This window comes from Chryseobacterium sp. PCH239 (assembly GCF_018924625.1).
Lineage (GTDB): Bacteria > Bacteroidota > Bacteroidia > Flavobacteriales > Weeksellaceae > Chryseobacterium > Chryseobacterium cucumeris.
On record NZ_CP073027.1, the window covers coordinates 1,184,563 to 1,209,378 of the forward strand.

Sequence of the window (24,816 nt, forward strand, 5' to 3'; positions counted from 1 at the left end):
TTGACTGCAGAGGTGGTCAGCTATGTTTAATCGGTGGTAAGTGGCAATGTATGCCTTACGACGGATGTGGTGGGGGAAACCAGCCTTAATTTACGTTTAACACAATTACTTGACTATGAAAAATTCTAAAAAAATTTCAAGAGACCAATTAAAGAGTATTAATGGCGGAGCGGTAAGCTGTTCTGAAGCATGCTGTCCACCTCCGGGAATCAAAAGATGTCCGTGGGTGATCTGTATAGCACCATGTGAGATTTTAAGTTAAAGAAGACCCTATTCTCAACAATAAACCCTGTGATTTTGAATTGCAGGGCTTTTTATTTAAACTATATAATGTATTCTTATTTATACTGATTTCAATCTAAGATATACTCTAAAAATAAAAAACCTTAAATCAATTGATTTAAGGTTTTCTTTGCGGAGAGTGAGGGATTTTGTAACCTCCCGTCATCTCTTTATTAATAAGCGTTTCGCTGTAGCAAATTCTGAAAGGCCCTAAATAGGTCACCTGCAAAAAAGCGGTAAAATCCTAATTTAAATTTTACGTAGTAAAACTAAAAATTTCTACTCAAATCTGCAAGTAAAAAGACCAAAATTTGAACAAGTTTTTTAGAGTTCAAACCAACAATATAATACTTCTTTTTGCGCCTGAAATTTCTCAGTTGAAATATTTCTAAAAGAAAACGAAGAAAAAACCGAAAAAAAAGAAAAAAAGAAAGCCTTTTGAAAATGAGCGTGGCATTCTGTCAAGGTTTTTTGGAAAAAGTTTTTGCGCAGATTTTTATACGTAAAAAGCTTACGGTTACTAAAAAAAAGAAAAAATAATAATGCTATAAACTTTCTCATTCCTAAAATGTAGAGGACACTCAGAAATTAGAAAATTCAGAGAAAATCCAGATCGTATATTTGGATTCTTAATGCTATTAAAAACAATAACCATGAATAAGACAATTGAAAATTATTTTATAAATCATTATCATTATAGGTAAGGTAATTCTTAAACTAACAGTATGGTGACTTGCTAAAAAAATGTAATGAGTCTTTTTTTCTAAACTTAGACAACTTAAATTATTTTCATCAAACCATACTGTAATAGTTTTCGTAAATCTCTATAAGTAGGGCTAAGTTTATTTTCACTATATTTTCCAAATTCACCATACTTTGATACAAATTGATACCAAACCAATTCTTTTTTCTGTTGTTCAATAATACTTTCAAGAAATTCCTTTTTTATATAATATAGCTTTGCTGATTCAGTCCAAATGAACTTAGTTACTTGCTCATTTTTTGAATTGTAAAAAGATAAATCTTTCGGATTGAAATAAAATTGATTGATATTGGAAATTTTAGGATTTAAAAATGGAAAACTTGGATTCTGATACCGGTTATTTGACCAACCTGACCATCTGTATTCCCAAACGAGCTCATCCATTTCAAATTCTTCTTCACCATAACTTCGGTCTGTATTTTTAACAAATTTACTCCAATTGATTTCTCCTGCATAAATATTATAGAAAGAATTGCTATCACCAGAATAATAGCTTCCGTTTTCAATACTCTTTTTAAACTTATTGATTTTACTTTTCGATGTCAAAAATGAATGTGTAAACAAATTAAATTGTGTATCATTTTCTTTCCCTTTCTGATTAATAGATGCAGAAAGTAGCACCCATTCTTCATTCGTGAAAAGTTTGTGTATATAGTAAGAATCTATAAAATCGTTATCATCAGAATCAATCCATTCTTGCACTTCTTCTTTGCTGGAAGGAAAAAAACAATTTGCTATAATTTGATTTCGCACTGGACGTCTTGGAAAAGTTGGGTCATAACGAACGTCTAAACACCTGTATCGGTTCTTGTCATCTGACTTAAGTCTATCATCTAAAAACACATAGCCTACAAATTCAAAGTAAGACTGCCAAAGGTATTTTTCTGCATAAAATTTAATTTTAGAACCATATCCATACCTGTAATTTTTCTCTTCTTTAAACCGCTTATTAATTGAGTCAAAAAGTTTTTCGTTATAGCCATTCTCCTTTACTCTCTTTAAAATAATTTCTATGCAATCACTCTCCGAAAAAGTGTTATGTCCTTCGTAACTACTTGTTGAAATTCCTGCTATTTGATGTTTAACAAAATCGTACATATCTACACCTGAAAGCGAAGCATTAAAACGAGAATAAGCTTTCCCATTCTGAGATTTGGTGGGCTTCTTTGTAGAAATTCTAAAATTACCTTTATTAAATTTAATTTTTTTTCGATAGTCAAGTTTGAAGTTTTCATAGGCGAATTCGGTAATTGTTAAAATATACTCAATTACTCCAATATGAGTATTTTTCCAATTAGGCAAAAAATCACTTATCATAAGCTTGAGCGCATTCTCAGTCAAGTCCTTTTCTCTCACAGCCAACAAAGTTCCGCATATGGATGCAATAAGTGATTCTATTGCATTTGCATCTTTGAAATCAAAACATTGTTTGCAAAATCGCAACAATTGATTAGGAAAAGACCGCCCAATTAAATATAGGTTTTCGGTAGCAAAGTCCCTAAGAATTTGATTTGTAGATACTGTGCTAATGAATGAAATGTAGAAACACTCTTCCGCTTCAATAGCTGTTAATTTTTCTCGTAATGAAGCCTTATTGATTGCTTCTAACAAATCATAAGTTGTTGCATTATTTTTCCGTATAATTTCTGTCCAACGAATATCGATCTCCGTTTGCTTTAAATGAAGTAAAACAGACATTGTAAATAATGAGAGCCCGTGAACTTTCTTTTGAAATATATTTTCGTATAGTTTGCTCAAAAGAAGGTTGTGGTTAATATCATCCTTTGTAGATTTTGAAAATATTGTTCTTAATTTTTCTTGCCCTGAAGTATTACCAATATAGTAATCAATATTTCGGTAGCTAATTTCTAAAGTTGTCGTATTGTCGAATAATTCAAAAAACTCTACACCATATCTTGAAGGTAAAAGATACAATAATGAAATCATTATATCTTCAGCCAAAGGATGTGCATTATCTTCAGTAAATAGTTTGTTCTGAATATCGTTTTTGTTTAGCCATTCTTTCGCATCATCTGCTGTTTTAGCATTTACTAATAAAACTTTTGAAGCAATAAGATAGCCTGCCACTAAATCGTAGGCAAACTGAATTTTCTCGTTATCAGTTTCATCCAAATTTCTTTGAAATAGACAAAGACCTTCATCCAAAATTTTGTCCGCTATTGTTCCTGCAAGCGTATCACTATTGGGAGAAATAATGGAAACGAAATCAACAATATCAATATCTCGGGAATTGTCATTCCATAACTTTTCACACACCTGCGAAACTCTAGAATTGATGTTTTTTTTACTTAAGTTATCATCATCGGTAACTTTTCTGATGATGTTATCATAATACTTATCGAAACTTTGAAAAACATTGTCAATGGAAATATTAATATTTCTACTTCCTGTATTAGCTTCAGAAAATATTTTCAATAAAAGAGGATGGTTGAATAAGTCTTTATTAAAGTTCCAGGATGTCGGAACTATGTCATATTTATTGAAGTACTTAGGTACGGCCGATTTTTTTTGTTTTTCCGTAAGCCCCTCCAAAACAAATGTATTTTGAATATCAGTTATGCTATTCTTCTCAAAGATTGAATTAATATACCTGTCTCTGCAAGTTGTGATCAGGCATACATAATCAAGCTTTTTAATTTCAGTTATGATGTCATAAATGTTTGTTCTCCAAATTTCTTTGTAGGGGTTACTTTCATTTAGCCCATCAATAATTATTGGTATTTTAAAGCCCTTAATAAAACCCAATGTATTAAGAGCCCGCAAAAATTGTTTAAAATCATAATACCTTTCTAATCCCAAAGATTCTAATGCTATTTTTTGAGGGAAATCAGATTTCCTAAAATTTGAACCCAGAAATAGAACTGCCGGAATATTTTTTTCAATACAGGTTTTAGCTATATTACAAGCAATGTTTGTTTTGCCATAACCAGCACTGCTAAGAATATGTACCTCTTTTTGATAAATCAAGTCTAATAATTCTACAAGTGGGGTTGGTATTGACTTATGATTATGGATTCTTCTTTCAAAGTTTTCAACTGCTACAAAATGACTATGTAAAAGATGTATCTGTTCAATGATGTCTTCGTGACGCCAGTCGTATTGCTTTTCTTTTTTGCTTTTCGCCCACTTTCCATCTTTAATAGTTTTGTTTAATTTATCTGCATATGAACGATACGTTTTAAGATAAGATTTAATCTTTTCATCTAAATCTCTACACTTTTCAATACTTAATTTTGAATCCAAAATAATACAGACTTCATCAAGAGTATTGCAAATGAAATCGATTAGCGCCAAAACATCTTTAGCATAATCTGCGTTTAAAAATGATTCTAAATCTTTTCTCTCTATATTTTTTTTTGAGCTTTTAATATCATCCTGTATATATGTACTTTTAAGTTCAATTTCATTATAAATCTCTTTGTAGTTAAGTAAGTACAGGATTTCTTCATCATAATCCGAAGGGACATAGAGGTCAGTATCAAACTTTGTATGTAAGTGTTGTATTTGCTGTTGCGTGTATTCTTTTATAAGGTCAAAACTTATAAAATTTGTATTAAAATAATGATGAAATAATCCTCCAAATTTTGAATGTTCACTGGATAAGAAGTTCTTAAAGGTCTCTTTATTCCAATGCAAAATTTTTGATTTTGATGATAACTTATTTAATGATGTTTTTAATTCTTTAAATGCACTTTCTTTAAAGCTTGCTGGTGTACAAACAATCCACAACTTAATATTAGGATGTTCTTTTAATGTGGTAGCAAAATTATTCTCCAGATGTGTTCTTCTTTCTTTCGTAAGACTCGTATTATCTTCGGTATTATACCACCACTTAACCTGCCATCCTATTTCATCTCCAGCTCTGAGATTTAACTCTGGACAGTCTGTATGAAGTAATAAGTAAAATTCAGAACCTGGGGTATTATAAAAATTATCAAAATATCCATACTTGGAATAACGGAGGTAAGCGACTTGAAAACAAAAAGATTCAAAACTTATGTCTTTAGCCTGTTGGTTACTATCAAATTGACTCCATAAAATATTAATCATACTAATGCCTCTGCCTTATTTTCTGTTTTACACAAATTGATCTGGCTATAATATGGACAACCACCTCTACAGTTACTACTATTTTTACAGGTTCGTTCACAAGTATTCACTTGTGCACTTCGATAAGTTTCCCAATGACCATTCCATATATCAGAAAAACTTTTTTCTCTCAAGCTGTATGTGTCTCTATTATGATTTGCAAAAGAGCACGGTTTTACATTTAGATTCTCATCCACATAAGCTGAAAAAAAGGCACATTCGCAAGGCTCAATAAAATCAATTGTAGTATTTGTAAAGTGCATCAACATTGGCATAAAACACGAATCGAACCCAATATTTAGATTGCAGGAATGTGCATCCACCAATTTGCAGAATTTTTTCAAATCATCATTCAGCTGTAAACACAAATCTTCTTTGCCTCTTCCCATAGGCTTAAACGTCAGAAATATGATTGAGTTAAAACCTTTAAGTAGGTTATTATATTTTCCCTCCAGAATCTCAATTCCTTGCTTTATGCTTTTCTTGTCAAGTATGAAATGAATGTTTGTTTTAATTCCTTCTTCAATAAAAATATGCGCCTTGGATAATGGTATTGATCGAATATTTGGATAAGAAATGGCAACTGCACCAACAAGTGGTTTTATTTTTTCGGCTATATCTTTTGTGATATGCATTGCATTTGTAGTAAAATTCGGGACTACATTATATTTTCTTGTTACTTTTAATATCTCAATGAAATCAGGATGTTCTAATGGCTCACCGCCACCTAATGCCACCTGAAAAACATTTCCCCAACGCTCATGATTTAATGATTGAATTACACGTTCGTAGTCTTCTAAACTCATAAAAACATTGTTAGGCACACTGTCCCTATAACAAAAGGTACAACCCTTGGTACAGTGATTAGATATTGAAATATCAACCAATTCAGGCATAGGTGCTCGATAAGGATCATCATTGACTGTTTTTCCCCATCGCATTGTTATACCTGATTTTGGGTCAGCTATAAAATTGTATTCTTCACTGTGTCTTCTAATCAAGTTCATAATTAATAAGTTTGTGTTTGAGTTACTCCAAATCCATAAATTTTCCCAAGCTCACCTTTCATTATATACTCCCCATAAATATATTTCCAAATCTCCTCATCATCCATTTGAGACAAATCCACTTCTTTTCCTTCCGCTTCTATCCATTCTTTTGTGTTTGTATCTCCGTCGGTATTGAACTCAATTTTCTTGTAATAAATGTCTTCATCTCCAAGATATACTCTTGTTCCATTCTCAAGAAGATCTTCTTTTACAAAATCTCTGATTTTAGCAACTTCCTTATCTGTATAACTCCCAAAGGCTCTTTCCATGGTTTCTAAAAGCTCTTTCTTCATCGTTATGATATAGCTTACAGAACTGCTATTGGAAACAAAATCATTTCTTATTTTCATAATTATAGTTTTAAAATGTTTAAACTTATATACTTGTTTGATTTATATGAATTAGTCCGATAATTTCTTCAAAATAATAAGTAGTTTTTATTACCAACTTAAATCTATAAATCTTCCCCAGAATTGTTATAAAAAGTTTTAATTTATTTCAAAATTAAAAATAAGAATTTTAAATATAAAATGACAATTAACTTGTTATGCCCGATTTTGTATATCATTTATATTTAAGTGTTGGATTAAGTCTATTCTTTAAAGCAGAAGATAAGAAGTAATTAAAAACTTATATTATAACGAGCAGTAATGAAGTTAACAACAGTATAATTTACGCGAGCAATCATGTAATAAATATTTAGTTAAAATCTTAGAAGACAATCCATTCAAAATTACTATAAGTGATTTTAAAATAAAGTGAGATTAATTTTATATTTGAATATATTATCATTTACCATATTCCATTCCACGACCGTATCCATAACCATCTGACAATTCAATATGTGTGAATCCTTTTTCATGTATCATATCAAAATATCCTAATGTTTCAAATTTTCTGAACCAGACATCATTAAAAAGAACATAGGTTAACTTCATTTTTTTATTACCCTTACCAAAAACCTTAACCGTAATATCCAAACTTCTGTCGAGTAATAAATTTCTAAGATCCTTTCCATATTTTAATCTTGCTTGGGATTCTTCTGCAGCTTGCTTCCTATCTAAATCCGCAATCTGTTTTTTACCAATTAAATTTTCATTCTTTATTAACGAATCCCTAGTCTTTTCAATTTTGCCTTCAAATTTAGATCCTTTGGTTTTTTTAGCGAGGCCGGTAAATCTTATAATTTCAGTATCAACAAAATATTTCTTAGATTTCAAGATATAATATGCATTTTCAACTTCATCCGAAAGGCTTTTAACAGTAATTGCATGTTGATTTAAAATTTCAATTTCATTTTTTGTAAGTCCCAATCGCTTGATTTCATTTTCTTCCGCTAATTTTCGGGCTGAAATTCTATCTAGTTCTTGCTGCTTCTCTTTTTCAGCTGAAATCTCCAATGATGATTTATAAAAAAAATTAACATAGATAATTGAAAGAAAAATCGTGGCTAAACCAAAAATTAAAACTGACTGCCTAAATTTTTCTGTTAGCCTAAGGTTTTGCGCTTCGGTATTTTTTGGAAACTTACTTTGTGTAGATTTTATTACTACAGAATTTACAAGAAAAATTATAATTAAAAATGTAAGAATTATTATTAAAGTTATCATAATAGTAAAATAGTTTTAGTTAATTTATTCACCCTGATTAGAAAGTGCTTCAGTTTTTTTCAAAATTAGATAGAATTAGTGTGTGAAAATTACGGTAATCCGTAAAGTCATTGCGCAGTAATTATATTTTTAACTTGAATAAAGTTCAGTGAAAGTACTACTTGCCAATTCTATGATGATCTTTATTTTTGTTGTTTACGGAAAACCATAAATATAGTTTGCCGAGCCTTTGTATCTTTACTTTTAATAAATTACTTGTGAGAGTATAATGTTATACGAAATAACCATTAAAAATTATATTAAATGAATATCATAATTTTGATTTTTTGGATTTTTTCTCTCATCCTAATCTGGTTGATGAGTAATAAATTTTTTAATAAAATAGAAGTGCAAGGTCGAATTTTTATCTATTATGTACTCGTAAGTGCTTTATTCTTATTATTTTTCAAAGGAACTGATTTTGGGATAACAGAAAATTATATTTATAACTTAATAACTACAATTCTGGGAATACTAATAACGGTTACGCTGATTGACACAATATATAACTATATAAATAATAAAAAAGAAGAGGCTTATAGAAAAACAGCATTAAGACTTTTAAAAATGCCAATTTATACTTATTGCATTAATTGGTTTTACTTATATCAAGAAGATAGTCCACAGAATACAATTATTAATGAAAACTTTAAATCTTTAGAAGACTTTTTTTATTCGGATGATTTTTTTTCTAAAGTGAGATCCTTTGATTTCAATAGACATATATCTATTGATAAAACTTATGCAATTTATTATGATGAAAGTTTTGATAAAGTAAATATGCAATTTCAAAATATTCTGGCAAAATATGCTTCTAAAATTTCAGATGAAGATGTAAGATTAATTGAACATTTTGGTGGAGCTGCCGCAATATTTAAAATTTTCAAAATACAAGTTTTTTTGAGTACCGTAAAATTTTCTAAAATAGCTTCAGGAAATAAGGAAAAGTTGACTCCAAATATTAATGAATTTAAGCACTTAAGTCACAAAAATTTTAAATCGCATTTTGCAAAATTACTTAAACTAATAAGTGAATATAACTTGGTCGCTGAAAATCATAACAAATGGGATATCATTACGCTTACTTCTTTGTCGACAATTGAAAAAGAAAATCTTAATCCAAATGTTGAATGGTAAGTTGCCATATAAACGTGAATATCTATAACTATAGGGAATAGAAATGATAAAAGATAACTACGAAGAGAATTTTATTAATAATGCTTTCAATAATATTATGGAAATATATTTTAATCCAGAAATTGAAAGAAGAAAGCAAAATAATACTTTAGAAGAAAATTTTGAACTTATCGCAGCTCAAGCGTTCATATTTCCCGACGAAAGACCTAATATTATAAGATTGAATGCGGAAGTACAAGCAACTGTCAAAATAAAGGATGGAATAAATAAAGATGCTTCCGATTATTTTCCAAACTGTGAAGATGTAGAATCAATTGAGATTAGTGAAAATGAATATCTGAATTGCGGACATATTATTATAATTAGATTTAAAGACTATTACCAATTAAAATTTGACTTTATATATAACAAGAAAACTTGTAAAAGTTTGCTTGATAATTCTTTTCAGTTTCTAAAGACTGCAGAATTTGCATTGAAGAACAATTTTTTAATTCCTATATAGATAATGCTTTTAGCGCATTTGAATTAATGGCTAAGGCAAATTTAATGTTTGAGGCAAATAAAAATATAAGTTCCAAAACTAATCATAAAGCAATTAATCAATCTTTTAACTTAAGATATCGAAACTCTCTTCAAGAAGATGAAATAGAATTAAGAAAAATATTCAACAAACTATCAACCGAACGAAAGAATGCTAGGTATCTAGAAAATGAGATTAATTATGACAATGAGGAGTTAAAATTAGCCTTTCGTAAAATTGAAAAATATTATCTAAGTTTAATAAAGAGAATAAGCAATTTTTGATTAAAAGGAGTTGTAACAAAGCGAAGATTATTTTAAAATTAAAATCTTCGATTAGATTAGGATATAATTGTTTTTACAGAACCCGTAAAATTATGTCAGGATATAAATTATATTTGAGCGATATGTAATCCTTAAAAAAATGAGCGATAGAAAAAAAGTTTTTATCTCATATTCTTGGGATAATGAAAGTCACCAGAACTGGGTGTTAAAATTAGCAAATGATTTAATTTCAAAATATGGTATAGATGTAATTCTTGACCAGTTCGAATTAAATGCGGGAAAGGAATTAACTTATTTTATGGAAAATGCAATTTCCGAAGCTGACAAGGTTCTCATAATTTTAACTCCTAATTATAAACAAAAAGCAGAGAAAAGAGAGAAGGGTGTAGGTTATGAAACTTCTATTATCTCACAAGATATATTATCATCTTCAATATCAAAGATAAAATTTATACCCATATTAAGAGAAGGAGAACAATTCACATCAACACCATCGCATCTTGTATCGAAAATTTACCATAATATGGTTGATGATACAAAGTATTACATAAAATTACTAGAATTAGCAAAACTTATCTATGATAAAAATCTTGTTGAAAAACCTGAATTAGGACCAATGCCAGATTTTAGCGATTTAAAGCTAAATGATCCATTAATTAGCGTTATAAATGAATTTACGTCCGAAAAAAATCTAAACGAAAAATTAGATAAAATTATAGACAATTATGAAGGGGGTCAAAAATCAATCAGTGAGAAAGATAGTATTGTTAAATTAGTTCAGGATAAAGAAAAATTTTACAATGAAAATACCGAACTTCAGATTAAAACTCATTATGATGGTCGTGATTCAATAATCATTAACTGCTTAGGTTTTTCAGCTATAATAAATATAAATGGAATAGCAACCAATACTGCGAAATATGTTACAATTTTAGTTAGATATTTTAGAGGTTATATTAGTTTTAACAGTTCACCTATGTATTTTCCAGGTGAAGAACCAAAACAAATTTCCAGTATTGAATATAAATTTGATTTAGATAAATCAGAAAATGCTGTATGGAAATCAAAGACGGATGTAATAAATTCCGAAAAACTGGTTAATGAAATCTATTCGACAATTATTATTAATTTGAAGAACTCAAAATCACAAAATTTTAGAAAATAAATATTGATAAAAATTGGGATTTATCAAATACTATCTTTCTAATAAGCAAACTTCCACTTTACAACAAAATTTATTTTTCCCACATTTCGAAATTATATATTAGCCTTATTATAAATAATACCGATGAGCTTTGAAAATAGAGAAATAGAAAATATATTAAATGAATTCGTTGCATTGATTTCCAAACAGAAAAACTTAATCTTTCCTGTTTCAGATATTGAAGTCAGCAAATTATTATTCGAGGAAAAAATTGTAAAAGAGGAAAATGGATATATTAAAATTTTAAACTATGAAAAAGTATCTATCTATTTTTTAAATTACTATAAAGAACTTTTCGACTTTGAGATAAATAATGATTTTTCAAAAAGTGTAGATTTCATTAATCGAATCGAAAGTGATTTTAAACAAGATGGTCTTGTTAATAATTTCTTTTTATTGGAAAAAGAAATATGGAAAGCTATAATTTTAGAGTCAAATATTTTATTCAAATGTTCTTTCAATGATTACTTAAAATCAATTGACTATGAAAACAAACCTGATGAATTATATAATTTTATAACCGCATATTCGGTAGTCTTACCTAAGCTTAATTTATCAGAAGATTTAATTTTAGAAAATGTTCTGATTTTGGTAGATTTAACAAAAAGTAATGCAGATTACAATTAGATTTAGGACAGGTACTAAATAGTATTAGGAATAAATGTCTGATTGACTACAAATCTGGGATACAATTATTAAATAAATCATTACTTTTTGATGTTGAAAAAGATAATATTATATCTTCTATAATTTCTGGTTTATATGAAAATAAGAAAAATGAATTTTATGAGTTGGCACTAGATGAACTAATAAAAAAGAAAACCAAACTAGCTGCGATTTTTTTTGGACTATCGAGTATCTCAAATGTAGATGAGAATGATTGCAAGCTTTTCATTAATCTAGTAAAATTACACACCGAAGACTTAAACTACTAAAAAATGAAGCTAACTTTCAAGAATTTAGAAAATCAGTTCTTGATAAGAGTGAAAAGCCCAACCAATATCAAACAGATGAGATTGGACTTTCTTGTATCAGATATTTAGCTCACAGCTATTTTAAGAATGAAATATTACCTGAAGAGTGGAGAATTTTAATTGATAAAAATGAGTAAAACTATCTTTATAAAGAGCTTATTATTTGTTTTTGAATTCTTGCAAACAGAACAAGCAAACAATTTTTTTTACGTTTTATTCACAAGTTTATTCCTTAAAACCGCCATGTCATCACTCACTTTCTTATTCAAAATCTTTGCATAATGCTGAGTAGTTTTAATATTCGTATGCCCAAGCATTTTACTAACACTTTCAATGGGAACACCATTAGATAAAGTAACAGTAGTGGCAAATGTATGCCTTGCGAAATGGAACGTCAAATCTTTATTTATACCACAGACGCTTGCAATTTCTTTGAGGTAAGAATTCATTTTCTGGTTACTGAGAACAGGAAACAGAACATCTGAATTGACGCACTGCGGATGATTCTCATATTTTAAAAGCATTTCTTGAGCCAAAGGCAATAGCGGAACCCTGGTTGAGGTATCGGTCTTTTGACGATGAGTAAAAATCCATCGATCACCATCAATCCCGATGTTTATGTTTGATTTTGATAAATGCTTGACATCCACATAGGCTAGGCCCGTATAGCAGCTAAATAGAAAAATATCCCGAACTTGGTTCAATCGATCTGATGCAAATTCCTTTTCATAGATCATCTGAATTTCTTTTTTGGTAAGATAAGGACGTTCCACAGCTTGAGGGTAATATAAATATGAAACCTATTATTTTAGATTTATTTAAAAATCAAAGAAAATACTTAAGTACTTTTCTACGAGTAATTCTCAAAAACTATTATTATGACAATGATAATGTAATTGTGATTAATAATTATTTATTAGATAAATTATTGGACGCTGCTAGCAAGGACAATGAAGAAGAATTGAATTGGAGATTTTTAAATGCAGAATATTTAAAGTTATTAGATATTTACCCTTTTGTTAAACGCTTCGTGAAATCTGATTTATTCAAATTTTCAGATTATTTTGTGGACTATATCACAATTGAACTCATTTCCTTATAAATCTATAGAGTTGTTCCAAATAGCAATGAACAGTAAAAAAAGTAATGAGAAAAATCTGTCTTATCGAATTGAAGAAAAATGTATCAAATTTATTGTCAACGCATACAACAAGCTTAGTCAGAATACAGAAGATAACAGACATATAAAGATGTCAATTCTAAAGTTGTTTGACAAACTATTATGCGATTATAGATTTACAAAGAGCACAGATATGATTCTTGAGGAATTGTTGTAAATTAAAGTTGGTAATTTAATCAGATTATGGCCATGATTTTTAAGGGTAGAACACCCATCCAGAAGGCTACGCTTTCATTTTTTATTTCATCCGAATTCGAAAATTTAATTATTTTCCCCGATTAAAGGTTATATATTCTCGATATGCATCTATACTAGTCTGGCGTAAGTCCACTTCTAAGTAATTTGTTCGTACATAGACAAGAAGCTGACTTTTCTTAATACTTAAGTCAAAAATGTTTTTTTCTAATTTCTCTAATAATTGCCTCTCTTCTTCGTCATTATTAACACCATAAACAAGTGTATTTCCTCCATTGTTTAAATAATGATCACCAAAACTTAAAGCTGTGCGCCATAAATTATAAAAATCAATAATAAAATTGTTTAGTGCTTCATCATAAATATGAAATAAACTACTAGAAAAAATTCCATTGAAAGATTCATAATAATGAATAATTCTATAATCAACAATCCTCGGAGCTCTTTCAATAAATAGATCTAACGTTGGTAGATGTATAGTAGAAAATAATTGTTGTAACGAAACAATATCGTTATTTCGCCTAATTTCTTCTGGAGTAAAAAGGTGAATATTTTTTTGTGGATTATCCTCAATTATAGTTTTTACAGCAATCTTTAGTGTGTTTTTCAAATTCCCCCTTCCATTTTGATCAGTATTATTTATGATCCTATACGTGCTAATACGTCTTCTGTCGAGATCAAAAGGCAAGTCTTGTGGGAATGCACCATAATTTGTATTATATAACATTATTATTCTTTCCCAACCTCTCTGCTTGTCGCTTCCTCTAAAGTGATTCTGCAATTTTCAATTTCGTCTTCTATAATGGGAATAATCGATTGTATTGCATTTCTAATTGCTCTAGAATTGGTATTTGGATCTAAATCTGATTGCCAAGAATAAAATATCTGCATAAGGTTGTGTTAATAGTTTATCAATACTAAAAGAAGTTCTTATCTGCTGAACTTTACTTGCTGTTAGGTTCCTCCTTTAAATTTTTTCTAGTTGATGATACTCCACACATATTACAAATGATATTATAGGATTTCTTATTATCCTCTTTTAAAATTTTTACGGACTGCCCCACAGTGAAGACATTGGCCAATTATAAACTCTTTTTTACCTTTCATTATTTCTATATTTTTCAATGTTCTTATCAAATGGTGAATATGTAGATTGCGCTTCAAACATATCGTCTGAAATAATAAGAGTATAATTATTTATTTCTGTCCACTTCTCATTTTTTGATGAAATATATTCGAAAAGCAAGGAAATTTCACCGTTAAAAGGTTTTTCCCATCTAGAACTTTCAAGTATTATGTGCTCATTTATTTCTTTGTCGCCAAATAATAATATTGGAAACCATTCTTTTTTGACGGCTTTAGAAATCCATTCTAATCTCTTAGTGTTTAATTCTTGAAACTTTGAGTAGTCAACAGTCCATTTAGGGTAAAAATAATAAACTAATTCATTTTCCTGCTCTTTAACTTTAGCTATAATTCTAAAGTCGAGTATTTTACCTGATAATCTTCCTAAATTATATAATGCTATACCGACATTAAAACTTGGTATCCACCAAGTCCCTTTATCGCCAGAAATTTTCGGAGTTATTTTATAAAGGGAAAATGTTGGTGTAGAATTAATAACTCTTGGATTAAATGGTAATAATCTATTAAAAAACAATGTTAAAAGTGATACAAATAGTGCTGCAGAACTTATTATAATCGGTAATGTTGACATTTAATTAACTTTAAAAATTTAAATTAGATCTTAAAATATTTTTTCTTTTACTTATTCAGAATATTAAGCAATTCCTCATATGATTTAATAAATTTATCAATTACATTCTCATAAACTTCAAAATGAGTAGCTTTTTTATCAAGCCCTAGTCTTATTTTGCAGGAATTATATCTTTCTTCAAAACTAGAGTCACTAAAGTGACCTTGTAATTGCCTTAAATCACTCAATATAAAAAATGGAGTCATTAAAGTATGAGCAGATTCTATTTTACATTTTTCTTTTAAAAATAGTTCCAATGTTTTTAATGATGCTAGTTGTTTGATTTCTTTTTTAGCACCTTCGCCCAATAATGCTTCTTTAAGCTTATCAAGCTGTATATTTTCTACAATAAGTTTATTTAAACTTATATAGGCATTAAAAATTTGTTCTTTTTCCTCTAAGATCGGAGGTTTATAAAACTCAAATAAATCTTCAATAGCAATTTTAGTTAAATTAAATGTGAATTTTTCCATGAAAATCTCATCCAATTGATTTTTTAGCGTAAAAAGTTTTATTTCGTTGTCCGAGTCTTGAAATGCATCTGCAGGTGAAAAAGGATTTTGTGATAAATAAAATTTTGAATAAATATCGTGATCAGAAGCAACATTACTAGCTTGAAACCTTCTTAAATGTGATTTCATTTCATCTGATTTAAAATCATTAGCTAAATCACCTAACCACATGAAAATTTTTCCATTCCTATTTATTCCAAATCCCCAATTAAATAACCTCTCACCTTTATGATATATATTTCCACTGGAAAATGACCCAAATCGTACCATATAATCGGGATGGTTATTGTAATATAATAATACATCTTTATCAAAAAATACAGGAATAAGATACCCATCGTTTTCAGGTCTTAAAAGACCTGGTATTAAGTAATAATCTTCTGGAGCATATTTAAATTCTAGATAATCATATTGTGGGAATTTTGCATCTTCATAAGAAAAGGTCATAACGCATTTGTCACCATCTTTCATTTTTTCAAATTCTTCCTTGGAGATATTGTCATAATATTCTTTCGGGTTTAAGGGCTCTTTATCACCACATTTAGGACAAATATAGAAAGGGATATTAAAATCCAGTTCTTTATCTTTTTCTTCTTTATATCTTACCCAATAAATTTCTAGACGTTTGTAATCACCACAAGTTTTACATTTCAATGGATGTTGATTCATAATATTTTAGCTTTATGATAAACTAACTCCTAAAGTATTAGATGTTACTGGATATAAGATTTTTGGTATGTATTGTAGTAATATATATAAATAAACTTTAAGTATTATTAAAGCTTTTTATTATAAATTATTAAACAATGATTAGAGGATTAATTTCTATCGTCAAAATATATTTCGTCATCAATATCAAGATTCTCATAATCTCCATATTTAGATGAAACAACTACATTAAAGCGTTTGAATAAATTGAAGAATTCAGCGTATGTAAATTCCTTCTCAAAACGCATTTTAATAATATGTTTCTGTTCTTCAGATGATTCTTCCTTATCTATACAAATTATTGCAGCTGACAAATAATTATTTTCTCCGAAATAAAAAGACGCTCCAATAGCTTCGTATCTTTCAATATCAACTCCTCTTGACTCTAGAAAACGACCTAAATCTGTATGGTCACTAATATCTGCGGCAGCTGTGCCAACAAAATCGTCATATTGTACTGATGCTTTCATAGTTAGTTTTAGTTTTGAATTATAAATATAGTTTAAAATATTAAAAATATTAAAAAAATTAATTGTTTGAATTTAAATATATTATTTGGAAGCCAATTATATTTATCTTAATAATTTTAATCCACATTATTTTAATAATATTTCATTAATTAGTAAGGAATTTTGCGACTTAATAATCCAATACACAAAAGTGTAAGTTAAAAGTTAATGAAGTAGTTTCTACTGTTTTACCTCCAAATTTTTTCTTAAGGATTGCATATCATCACTCACTTTCTTGTCCAAAATCTTAGCATAATGTTGAGTAGTCTTAATATTCGTATGCCCCAGCATTTTACTTACACTTTCAATCGGAACACCATTGGACAAAGTAATAGTAGTAGCGAATGTATGTCTTGCGATATGGAACGTCAAATCCTTATTGATTCTACAGATGCTAGCAATTTCTTTGAGATAGGAATTCATTTTCTGATTACTGAGAACAGGGAACAGAACATCTGAATTGACACATTGCGGATGATTCTCATATTTTAAAACCATTTCCTGAGCTAAAGGCAATAACGGAACTCTGGTTGAGGTATCGGTCTTCTGACGATGTGTAAAAATCCATTGATCGCCATCAATCCCGATATTGATGTTAGATTTTGACAATTGCTTTACATCCACATAGGCCAAGCCGGTATAGCAGCTAAATAGAAAAATATCCCGAACTTGGTTCAATCGATCTGCCGCAAATTCCTTTTCGTAGATCATCTGAATTTCTTCTTTGGTAAGATAAGGACGTTCCACAGCTTTTATTTTTGCTTTATAGCCGAGAAAAGGATCTTTGGTGATCCAACCGTGCGCCATACACAAACGAATGATCTTTTTGAAATTTTTGAGGTATTTCACAGCGGTATTGTTTGCGCATTTACGGACACTGCGTAGCCAGAAATCATAATCACTGACAAAACCGTGATCGATTTGCGTGATATCAATATCAGAAACTTTGTATTTCCAATAAATGAATTCGTGGGTATGCTTTAAAGATGTTTTGTAACATTCCAGTGTCCCGGGAGCAAAATCCTGACCGACCAAAGCTTCCACTTTGTCATTATGCTCCTGGAATATGGGAATGAGCATTCTTTTCTCAATGTCAGTTCCAAGCAGTTTAGATTTTAAACCCTCTGCAGTTACAAAGTTTTCTTCTTTCAGCATCAGGTAGTGGAAATCGTAAACTTTCTGTTCTAAAGTTTTTAGATAGAGATTCAGTGTTTTAGCTTCTTGCGAATTACCTAGTGCCTTGTGTGCTTTAACATCCCATTTCTTCGGATCGATATACCTTTTGGCAGCAATGTCTGCTGCCTTGCCGTCTATCGTAATTCGTAAGTAGATGGGAGCGGTTCCGTTGGTTCTGATTTTATTCTTTTTGATAAAGAATAACAGGTTGAATGTTTTGTTCATTGTGTGATAACTTTGATGGTTTAATAATTTACTTTTTGTTACCACTTTTTGCAAGATGTACAATCGTTAGACTGCCTATTGGTCGGGCTTTGCTTGATTTTTCGTGACCCATTTTTGTAATTTTTTGAATGGGACACGAAATAGGACATATAAATCGTGACCTATTTTGGTTTTTTTTGATACTGCGCTAAAACAAAAAACGCTGTAAACATTGATGTTTACAGCGTTTTAGCTTATTTTGGTTTCTAACCTGGCGGAGAGTGAGGGATTCGAACCCCCGGACCTGTTACAGTCAACAGTTTTCAAGACTGCCGCAATCGACCACTCTGCCAACTCTCCTTTAACTCCGGTAGTACCGTTGTTTTCAGTGGTGCAAATATAGAAAGTTTTTTATTACTGACAAAATATTTTTACAATAAAATTCGTATTTCTGGTGTTTTAAAGAGATAGCAATGTCCTTAGCCAAATAAAATTTGAATATTAAGATCTCAACATCAGATATTTAAACTCAGGGATGAAATATTTAATTTTTTAACCATAGTAATACTCGGTAGTCACGTCTCCGCTGAAAGCCGGGTATGCATCCTGTTTTTCCATGTGCAACTCAAATAGTCTTTCGCCATTTTGACTTCCTCCCCGTATTTTCAAAGTATGCCATCCGTTTTCCAAGGATAACGTAATACTGTTTTCCTCATTAATGGTAGTAATATCTTTTAAATAGCCAATTCCTACAATTTTTACTTCATTATTAGCCGTCTGAAAAACCCAGCCTCTTGACTCTACCTCTACTTCATCATCATTCAGGATTTTTTCCTCATTTACAGAAACCCGGAATGCATAATAGTCTTCCTCTACCCCTATAATTGGAATAGCGATTCCTGATTTTGTTATTTCATCCCCATGTTCGTTTTCTACAAAATATTTTAAAATATTATTACCGGAAAGGTGATTTTCTTCCAGATATTTTGCTAAAAGTTCTGGACTAAACACCACAAAACCTTTAAGTTCTGAGAATATTTTTTTCATAATATATTTGAATTGGATTTGGATTAAATATTTAAACTCTATTGCTATGCTTTTGACTTACTATCCATTTCACATCAGTACAGCACTCAGGTTTTTCTTGAAATTTCAGATAAATAATTGTCTTGTTCTATGAGAAAATCATTAATTATGACAACAACTTCATCTATATTTTTTAAAAATAATTCCTGGTATTCTCTTGCCGGTTTATTCAAACTGTAAATAATTTGGGAATATTCATATTTTGATAATCCGATATAGATATAGTAAGGTTTTTCAGAATTCCGATTGTAGGTAATGTCTATAAAAAGTTTTCCTCTTACTGCTGAAAAAATCAATTCTATATCATCATACAAAGCTTCATTTCTTATCAGATTATTATAAACAATGGTCCAGCTTGAAATTTTTAAAGGGATAAGCTCTTTTTTTGAAGGATTCAGGTATTCTGATAATGTATTGTATAATTTATCAATTTGATGACCTGTCTCTATTGTTTTATAAATAGCTGCACCATCATGATGCCATTCCCCTAACCTTCTGGATAGCATACAGAAATCAAAAGAATATCCTACGTTACTGTTTTCATAGGTAACTGAAATATTTTTTCCTGTAATGTGATTTACAGCACTAAACAATAAGGTATCATCAAAAGGGATATCCTCTATATTATAATTTTTGTCTATAAAAACGTTTGCATCAATACTCCATCCGCCTTCAACCTGAATTCCAGTGTTTAGTATTCCTTTATCTTTCATCGTTATGGATAATTTGCTTTTTTTATATAATTATTGGCATCTGCCTCTGATATCGGATGGCTGTGTATGGTACCGGAAGCCACTTCCACTCTCATAAATCTTGTTTTTTCTCCCATATTATATCCAATATCCGTAGGATGTTCATAAATATAGTAAGTAACTCCACCATTCGGTACTACATTACCCTTTCTCATGGCATCAAATGCGGCTTTTTTCTCAAAATTTTTGAAGTTATCTTTTACTACATCCGGGAAATATGATCCTTCGGGTTTACCGCCTACTCCTTTAATACTTCTGGCTTTAGCATCTTCCATAGAAGTGGCCTGAATATGTTTGGTAGCATGTATAGAAGGAGGTGTAGGTCTTTTTGCTTTTATAATTGAACCTCGTTCTGCTTTTCTTCGTGACCATCCCCCGTCAACCTCTATTAATCCCAGCGGATCAATTTCCGAATTACTATCATGGGTATATGCATACAGATTGGGATTATCTCCAAGCGGACCCATTGGATCCTGAGAAAGATAAGTCCCGCTTTTTCCATCATAATAACGGAACCTATTATAACAAAGTCCCGTCTCTTCATCTTCATACTGCCCTTGCTGTCGGAAAGGAATAAATGATTCATCACCATTTACATTTTCAATTCTTCCGAAAATATCATAGTCGGCACTCCAGACCAGATTTCCATCCTCATTATAAGCCTGCGCAGGTCTCCCTATATAATCTGAAATAATTGAAGTCCTTCTGTTTCCTTCAATCTTTGCAGACGGCACATGGCTCCCTGTTTCATAAACCCATGTTATTAAATTCTCTACAGGCTCTTGCTTATTTATAATATTTCCTTCATCATCAATTTCATTGGCAGGTCTTGCCTCAATATTATAATTCCATTCATGTAAAAGAACATTACCATCCCAAATATAACGAGTTATTTTCTGCCAGCCAATTTTAGAAATTCTTCTTCCCAGTGCATCATACTCAAAACTCACTTCTTTACCATCAGGACGCTTTACTTTAGCCAGCATTCCATTAGCCCTCCAGGAATAAGCCCAGTCACCGGATTCCCATTCAGTTTTTTGAATTTCTGCTGAGGAATTATCGTTCACATCAGGTAAAATAACACCTTCCGGCATTTTCGGGCGGCTAAGCCAATCCGAGGCAATGGCTTTGTAATAAGGATGAGCGCTGTTTGATTTTTCCTGATGTTCTGGCCTCGCATTATTGATCACCCTTTTACTCTTTAATAACAAATTTCCTTCTTCATCATAATGATAAAACCAGTTTTTGTCACGCATCAGCTTTCCACCTTTATCATAAATACGATCGGTACGTTTTATACTTTCATATAAGCAGCCCGTTTCATCAGGGTTTTTATGCTGAACTTTTCCGTTGGAATATTCTGCAGCAGCAAGACTTCCAAATGCATCATAATCAAATCTTGTTCTACCACCTTTTACTTTGTCAAGTATAGTCAACAACCGGCTTCCTTCTCCCCATATATAGTCTTTATGAAAAGTAGTATTTGCTTTATGAGTAATTACTTTCTGGCTTATAGGCATTCCGGTATGATCGAATTCAAAAGTACTTTCCACATTCCCGGTCATTTCACGGGAAAGGATTTGCTCATTTCTACGGGTTTCAACATTCATCTGCCAGGGTAAAATTACCTCTGTAGTGTTGGCGGAAATGTTTCTAAGCTGTCCCAGATCAGTATAGGAATAATCAATTTTCGCTCCTAAGCTGCTTTCCAGACCGATAAGATTAGCTTGCTGATCGTATTTATATTGAACTAAATGCTCCCCTTGTTTTTCATTGATAATCTGCCCCAGCTGGTTTCTCTGAAAGCTAACACTGCTATCTTCGTTATCTGCTTTGATAAGCAAGCCTGAAGTATCATATTGATATGCCTCCCAGGTTCCGTGCGGATAATCCACCTGCGTTATTCTTCCTGCCAGATCATATTCATAAAAGATTGTATTTCCATGAGGGTTTCTTTTTTGGGTTATCAAACCATCCTTATCACGGATAAAGATTGTTTTGCGTCCCTCAAAGCCGGTTTCACCAATAATTTTGTTATTATTATCTCTTTCAAAAATATAGACCTCTCCTTTTTCATTGGTCATACTTACTAAATTTTCGTAAGCATCATAGCCAAAGGCTAGTGTTTCCTCTTTTTTATTTGTGAGGGCATTCCGGCGGATCTGCCGCTTTAAGCTTCCCATTGGAGTATAACTCATCAACCATTCTGCACGGCCATCTGTAGCATACACCGGAAGATCATACGCATCGTAGCGAAGTTTCAATGGTAATTGCCCCTGTTCATTCACTTCAACCACTCTTCCCATTTTATCTCTGTTCCAAACAGTTCTGCTTAAAGGTTTCGGACTAAAAATCAACAGCCTTCCATAGTCATCAAATTTCCAAAATTGCTCAGTTCCGATAGTATTGGTAAGTTGAGTAAGCTGTCCTCTTTCATTATACTCGTAAAATGCCGTAACTTTTTCTCTTATGCATCTTTCCGGAAGCCTTTTTCCATCAGCATATTCATAATAAACATTTTCTTCTGCCGCATCTGTATGACTGATTAATCTTCCATGCTCATCATAATTCCATGTTTCAGAAGCTCCCGAAGGTGAAAAACGGGCAATAACCTGTCCAAACTCATTATACTGATAATGATATTCTTCTCCATCAGGACTGTGAAAAGTCTTGATATTTCCCATTTCATCATACGTATACCCCTGAACACGTCCTTCCGGGCTTCCTATCATTTTCAGTTCATTGTATGCTGTAAAGTCATACCAGGTTTCCCCACCTTCTCCATCTACTTTTTTATATACAAGAAAATGATCATCATAATAATAACGTTCTGTTTTATTATCTTGTTTAGGGTATATTACTTCTGTGAAGCCTTCTTCTTCATCATAATGAAAACTTCCTTCCATATATCCATCCAAACCTTTAGTATATACTACCCTCCCTTTTTTATCATATTTCCAGATATAGCTCATCCCATTTCGGTTGACTCTTCTTACAATTTGATTTTTCCCATTATATTCAAAGACGATCGCTTTTTTGTGAATATCCCAGACATGGGTAAGATTTCCACGCTCATCATAACTGTAACGGACCAACAGATCTTTTTGGTTTTTATAGCAATAACAGACTTCTGTTATCTTTTTATATTCAGGGTGAATAGTGGTTTCTATACTTGTTTCTGTATTAACATCTTTTATCCTTTTTAGAACAATATTGCGGCCTTCATACTCATATTCACGAACAGTTCCGTCACCATATTCGATCCTTGCAATTTTATATATCACTCCTTCTGTAACATGATGAAAGCGGGTATAAGTGTAGATGTCTGTACCTTTGCGAACAACCCAAATACTATTATTTGGTCTGTATTGCCAGATTTTCTGATCTCTGAAATAGGTCATTTCTTCTCCGATTTCAGGTACGGGAACAAGCATGGCTATATTTTCTTCAGGATGCATCCATCCGGCAAATTTGTTATTCTCTTCAGGAAGGATAAACAGATCGTGATTATTAAAAACGCCATTTCCTAAAGGCCCAAAATCATAAGGTCTATCGCTGTGCCATTTATTTTTCCAGGTTAAAGGAGTATTCCCCAGAATTTCGAAATCCTCCCATTCAAAAAACATAGCACCCGTTGCAAAATTAACAGGTTCCAGCCCCCAATGACATAATTTCTTAGAAAGAGCATTTGAAAATTTAAACTTATTGAAAGGAGCTTTTTTAAGAACACTGTTATTAAGCTTTTTTAAACCATTCGCTCCCAGTTTTCCTATTTTCTTTGTTAAACTTCTCATTAAGAACATCCCTGCAAGACGCATCAGCATTTCTCCGGGTGTATAAGTATGAGGAACAAAGGCTCCTCCCACCAATACAGGGCCTCCCGTATTGATCTGGATATACATGCTTGAAAAGTTATTGTAGAAAGCAAAATAAGCCAATGGATTTTTCTTGGGTTTATCCGGCATTGCAGGCAGCATGGTCATTCCGAAAGGAAATCCCATACACGTTAATACCTGTTGAGGCTGATTTCCGCTCATTTTACTTCCCTGTGCCAGAACGGTCTGTGAGCCGTAATACACTTCTCCTTCATGGGGAGCTTCCTGAGGAAAAGGAATGAGATACACCGGAATAAGCGATGTAACATGTCTGAATGGAATCACCACTCCCATCACACTGGTTGTAGTGGTAGCTTTATGCCTTCCGTGAACATATATTGAGCCTCCCATCGGAATACTTTCCGGAAGAGAAGGCATCAGATTTCTTGCAAATTGCGGAACCGGAATCTTGATGGTAATATAATCCATAATATCAAAAACAATCCCGATAAACGGATGAGGCAATGGCAAAGGAATAAACATAAATGAAGGTGGCGGCGGAATGAGCGTCCAGTGAATATCAATGGCCAGTACGATATCAAAATGCTTACTTGTATGCTGAATAGCTGTGGAAGGCATTGCAGGATTATTGACCTTAATCAGTTTCACTTTGCTTTCCGGTGCTGCTCTTTCTGTTGTCACAGCACTGTCGCCACCTCCGCCTCCACTGCTTTTCTCCGGCTGGCCGGCATCTCCTCCCAATATGGATTTAGCCATAGAAACAGGATTCAGGGAATCAAAATTATTTTTCATTCCGTTTTTCCAGCCCTGTGTGGTTTTATCCCAACTTACCGAAGTAACGTCTGCTTTGACCTTCCAGGAGCGGTCCGGGTTCATATCCGGCTTTGCTACCTTGATGGGTTTTACTGTTTTTTTATTCAGATCTGCCAT

19 protein-coding genes and 1 tRNA gene are annotated in these 24,816 nt (G+C 31.5%); 6 read left to right on the forward strand and 14 right to left on the reverse strand.

Annotated elements, in window-relative coordinates; translation table 11 throughout:
- Positions 1-115 precede the first annotated feature (115 nt).
- Positions 116-262, forward strand: coding sequence for a hypothetical protein (locus tag KBP46_RS05515; protein ID WP_165835290.1), 147 nt, complete (start codon positions 116-118; stop codon positions 260-262).
- 798 nt (positions 263-1,060) lie between these two features.
- Here the strand turns inward: KBP46_RS05515 and KBP46_RS05520 are convergent.
- The 4 genes from KBP46_RS05520 to KBP46_RS05535 form a co-directional block, all read right to left on the reverse strand.
- Entirely contained in the window at positions 1,061-5,116 is a 4,056-nt protein-coding gene (locus KBP46_RS05520; RefSeq protein WP_216444841.1) for a hypothetical protein, read from the reverse strand.
- On the reverse strand, positions 5,113-6,162 hold the full coding sequence (locus KBP46_RS05525) for a radical SAM protein (RefSeq protein ID WP_216444842.1): 1,050 nt from the start codon (positions 6,160-6,162) through the stop codon (positions 5,113-5,115). Before KBP46_RS05525 ends, KBP46_RS05520 begins: the two co-directional genes overlap by 4 nt.
- 2 nt (positions 6,163-6,164) lie before the next feature.
- Positions 6,165-6,554: a hypothetical protein gene (locus tag KBP46_RS05530; RefSeq protein ID WP_040996276.1), complete on the reverse strand. Its 390-nt coding sequence runs from the start codon at positions 6,552-6,554 to the stop codon at positions 6,165-6,167.
- 438 nt (positions 6,555-6,992) lie between these two features.
- Positions 6,993-7,814 (reverse strand): hypothetical protein, encoded by an 822-nt coding sequence (locus tag KBP46_RS05535; protein ID WP_216444843.1) that lies wholly within the window; start codon positions 7,812-7,814, stop codon positions 6,993-6,995.
- 303 nt (positions 7,815-8,117) lie between these two features.
- On the opposite strand from KBP46_RS05535, the gene KBP46_RS05540 reads away from it, so the two are divergent.
- From KBP46_RS05540 to KBP46_RS05555, 4 genes are all read left to right on the forward strand, one after another.
- Positions 8,118-8,990: a hypothetical protein gene (locus KBP46_RS05540; protein WP_216444844.1), complete on the forward strand. Its 873-nt coding sequence runs from the start codon at positions 8,118-8,120 to the stop codon at positions 8,988-8,990.
- A 43-nt stretch (positions 8,991-9,033) separates the two neighbouring features.
- A complete protein-coding gene (locus KBP46_RS05545; RefSeq protein WP_216444845.1) occupies positions 9,034-9,492 on the forward strand; it encodes a hypothetical protein in 459 nt (152 codons plus the stop codon).
- Positions 9,493-9,933: 441 nt separating this feature from the next.
- On the forward strand, positions 9,934-10,959 hold the full coding sequence (locus tag KBP46_RS05550; protein ID WP_216444846.1) for an SEFIR domain-containing protein: 1,026 nt from the start codon (positions 9,934-9,936) through the stop codon (positions 10,957-10,959).
- A 123-nt stretch (positions 10,960-11,082) separates the two neighbouring features.
- Complete coding sequence (locus KBP46_RS05555) at positions 11,083-11,625, forward strand: hypothetical protein (RefSeq protein WP_216444847.1); 543 nt, start codon at positions 11,083-11,085, stop codon at positions 11,623-11,625.
- A 553-nt stretch (positions 11,626-12,178) separates the two neighbouring features.
- Here the strand turns inward: KBP46_RS05555 and KBP46_RS05560 are convergent.
- On the reverse strand, positions 12,179-12,745 hold the full coding sequence (locus KBP46_RS05560) for a site-specific integrase (protein WP_367397893.1): 567 nt from the start codon (positions 12,743-12,745) through the stop codon (positions 12,179-12,181).
- A gap of 20 nt (positions 12,746-12,765) precedes the next feature.
- Here KBP46_RS05560 and KBP46_RS05565 point away from each other — a divergent pair, with 20 nt between their 5' ends.
- Entirely contained in the window at positions 12,766-13,074 is a 309-nt protein-coding gene (locus KBP46_RS05565; protein WP_216444848.1) for a hypothetical protein, read from the forward strand.
- Between the two features lie 343 nt (positions 13,075-13,417).
- Here KBP46_RS05565 and KBP46_RS05570 read toward each other — a convergent pair whose 3' ends face one another.
- From KBP46_RS05570 to KBP46_RS05610, 9 genes are all read right to left on the reverse strand, one after another.
- On the reverse strand, positions 13,418-14,128 hold the full coding sequence (locus KBP46_RS05570) for a hypothetical protein (protein ID WP_216444849.1): 711 nt from the start codon (positions 14,126-14,128) through the stop codon (positions 13,418-13,420).
- Between the two features lie 315 nt (positions 14,129-14,443).
- On the reverse strand, positions 14,444-15,064 hold the full coding sequence (locus KBP46_RS05575) for a hypothetical protein (protein WP_216444850.1): 621 nt from the start codon (positions 15,062-15,064) through the stop codon (positions 14,444-14,446).
- 47 nt (positions 15,065-15,111) lie between these two features.
- On the reverse strand, positions 15,112-16,284 hold the full coding sequence (locus KBP46_RS05580; protein WP_216444851.1) for a hypothetical protein: 1,173 nt from the start codon (positions 16,282-16,284) through the stop codon (positions 15,112-15,114).
- A 149-nt stretch (positions 16,285-16,433) separates the two neighbouring features.
- Positions 16,434-16,793: a hypothetical protein gene (locus tag KBP46_RS05585; protein ID WP_216444852.1), complete on the reverse strand. Its 360-nt coding sequence runs from the start codon at positions 16,791-16,793 to the stop codon at positions 16,434-16,436.
- Positions 16,794-17,012: 219 nt separating this feature from the next.
- Entirely contained in the window at positions 17,013-18,233 is a 1,221-nt protein-coding gene (locus KBP46_RS05590) for a site-specific integrase (RefSeq protein WP_216444853.1), read from the reverse strand.
- Positions 18,234-18,484: 251 nt separating this feature from the next.
- Positions 18,485-18,572 (reverse strand) — tRNA-Ser (locus tag KBP46_RS05595).
- A gap of 192 nt (positions 18,573-18,764) precedes the next feature.
- Positions 18,765-19,259 (reverse strand): hypothetical protein, encoded by a 495-nt coding sequence (locus KBP46_RS05600; RefSeq protein ID WP_123277821.1) that lies wholly within the window; start codon positions 19,257-19,259, stop codon positions 18,765-18,767.
- Positions 19,260-19,345: 86 nt separating this feature from the next.
- Positions 19,346-20,011: a hypothetical protein gene (locus KBP46_RS05605; protein ID WP_216444854.1), complete on the reverse strand. Its 666-nt coding sequence runs from the start codon at positions 20,009-20,011 to the stop codon at positions 19,346-19,348.
- Positions 20,012-20,013: 2 nt separating this feature from the next.
- Entirely contained in the window at positions 20,014-24,816 is a 4,803-nt protein-coding gene (locus tag KBP46_RS05610; protein ID WP_216444855.1) for an RHS repeat-associated core domain-containing protein, read from the reverse strand.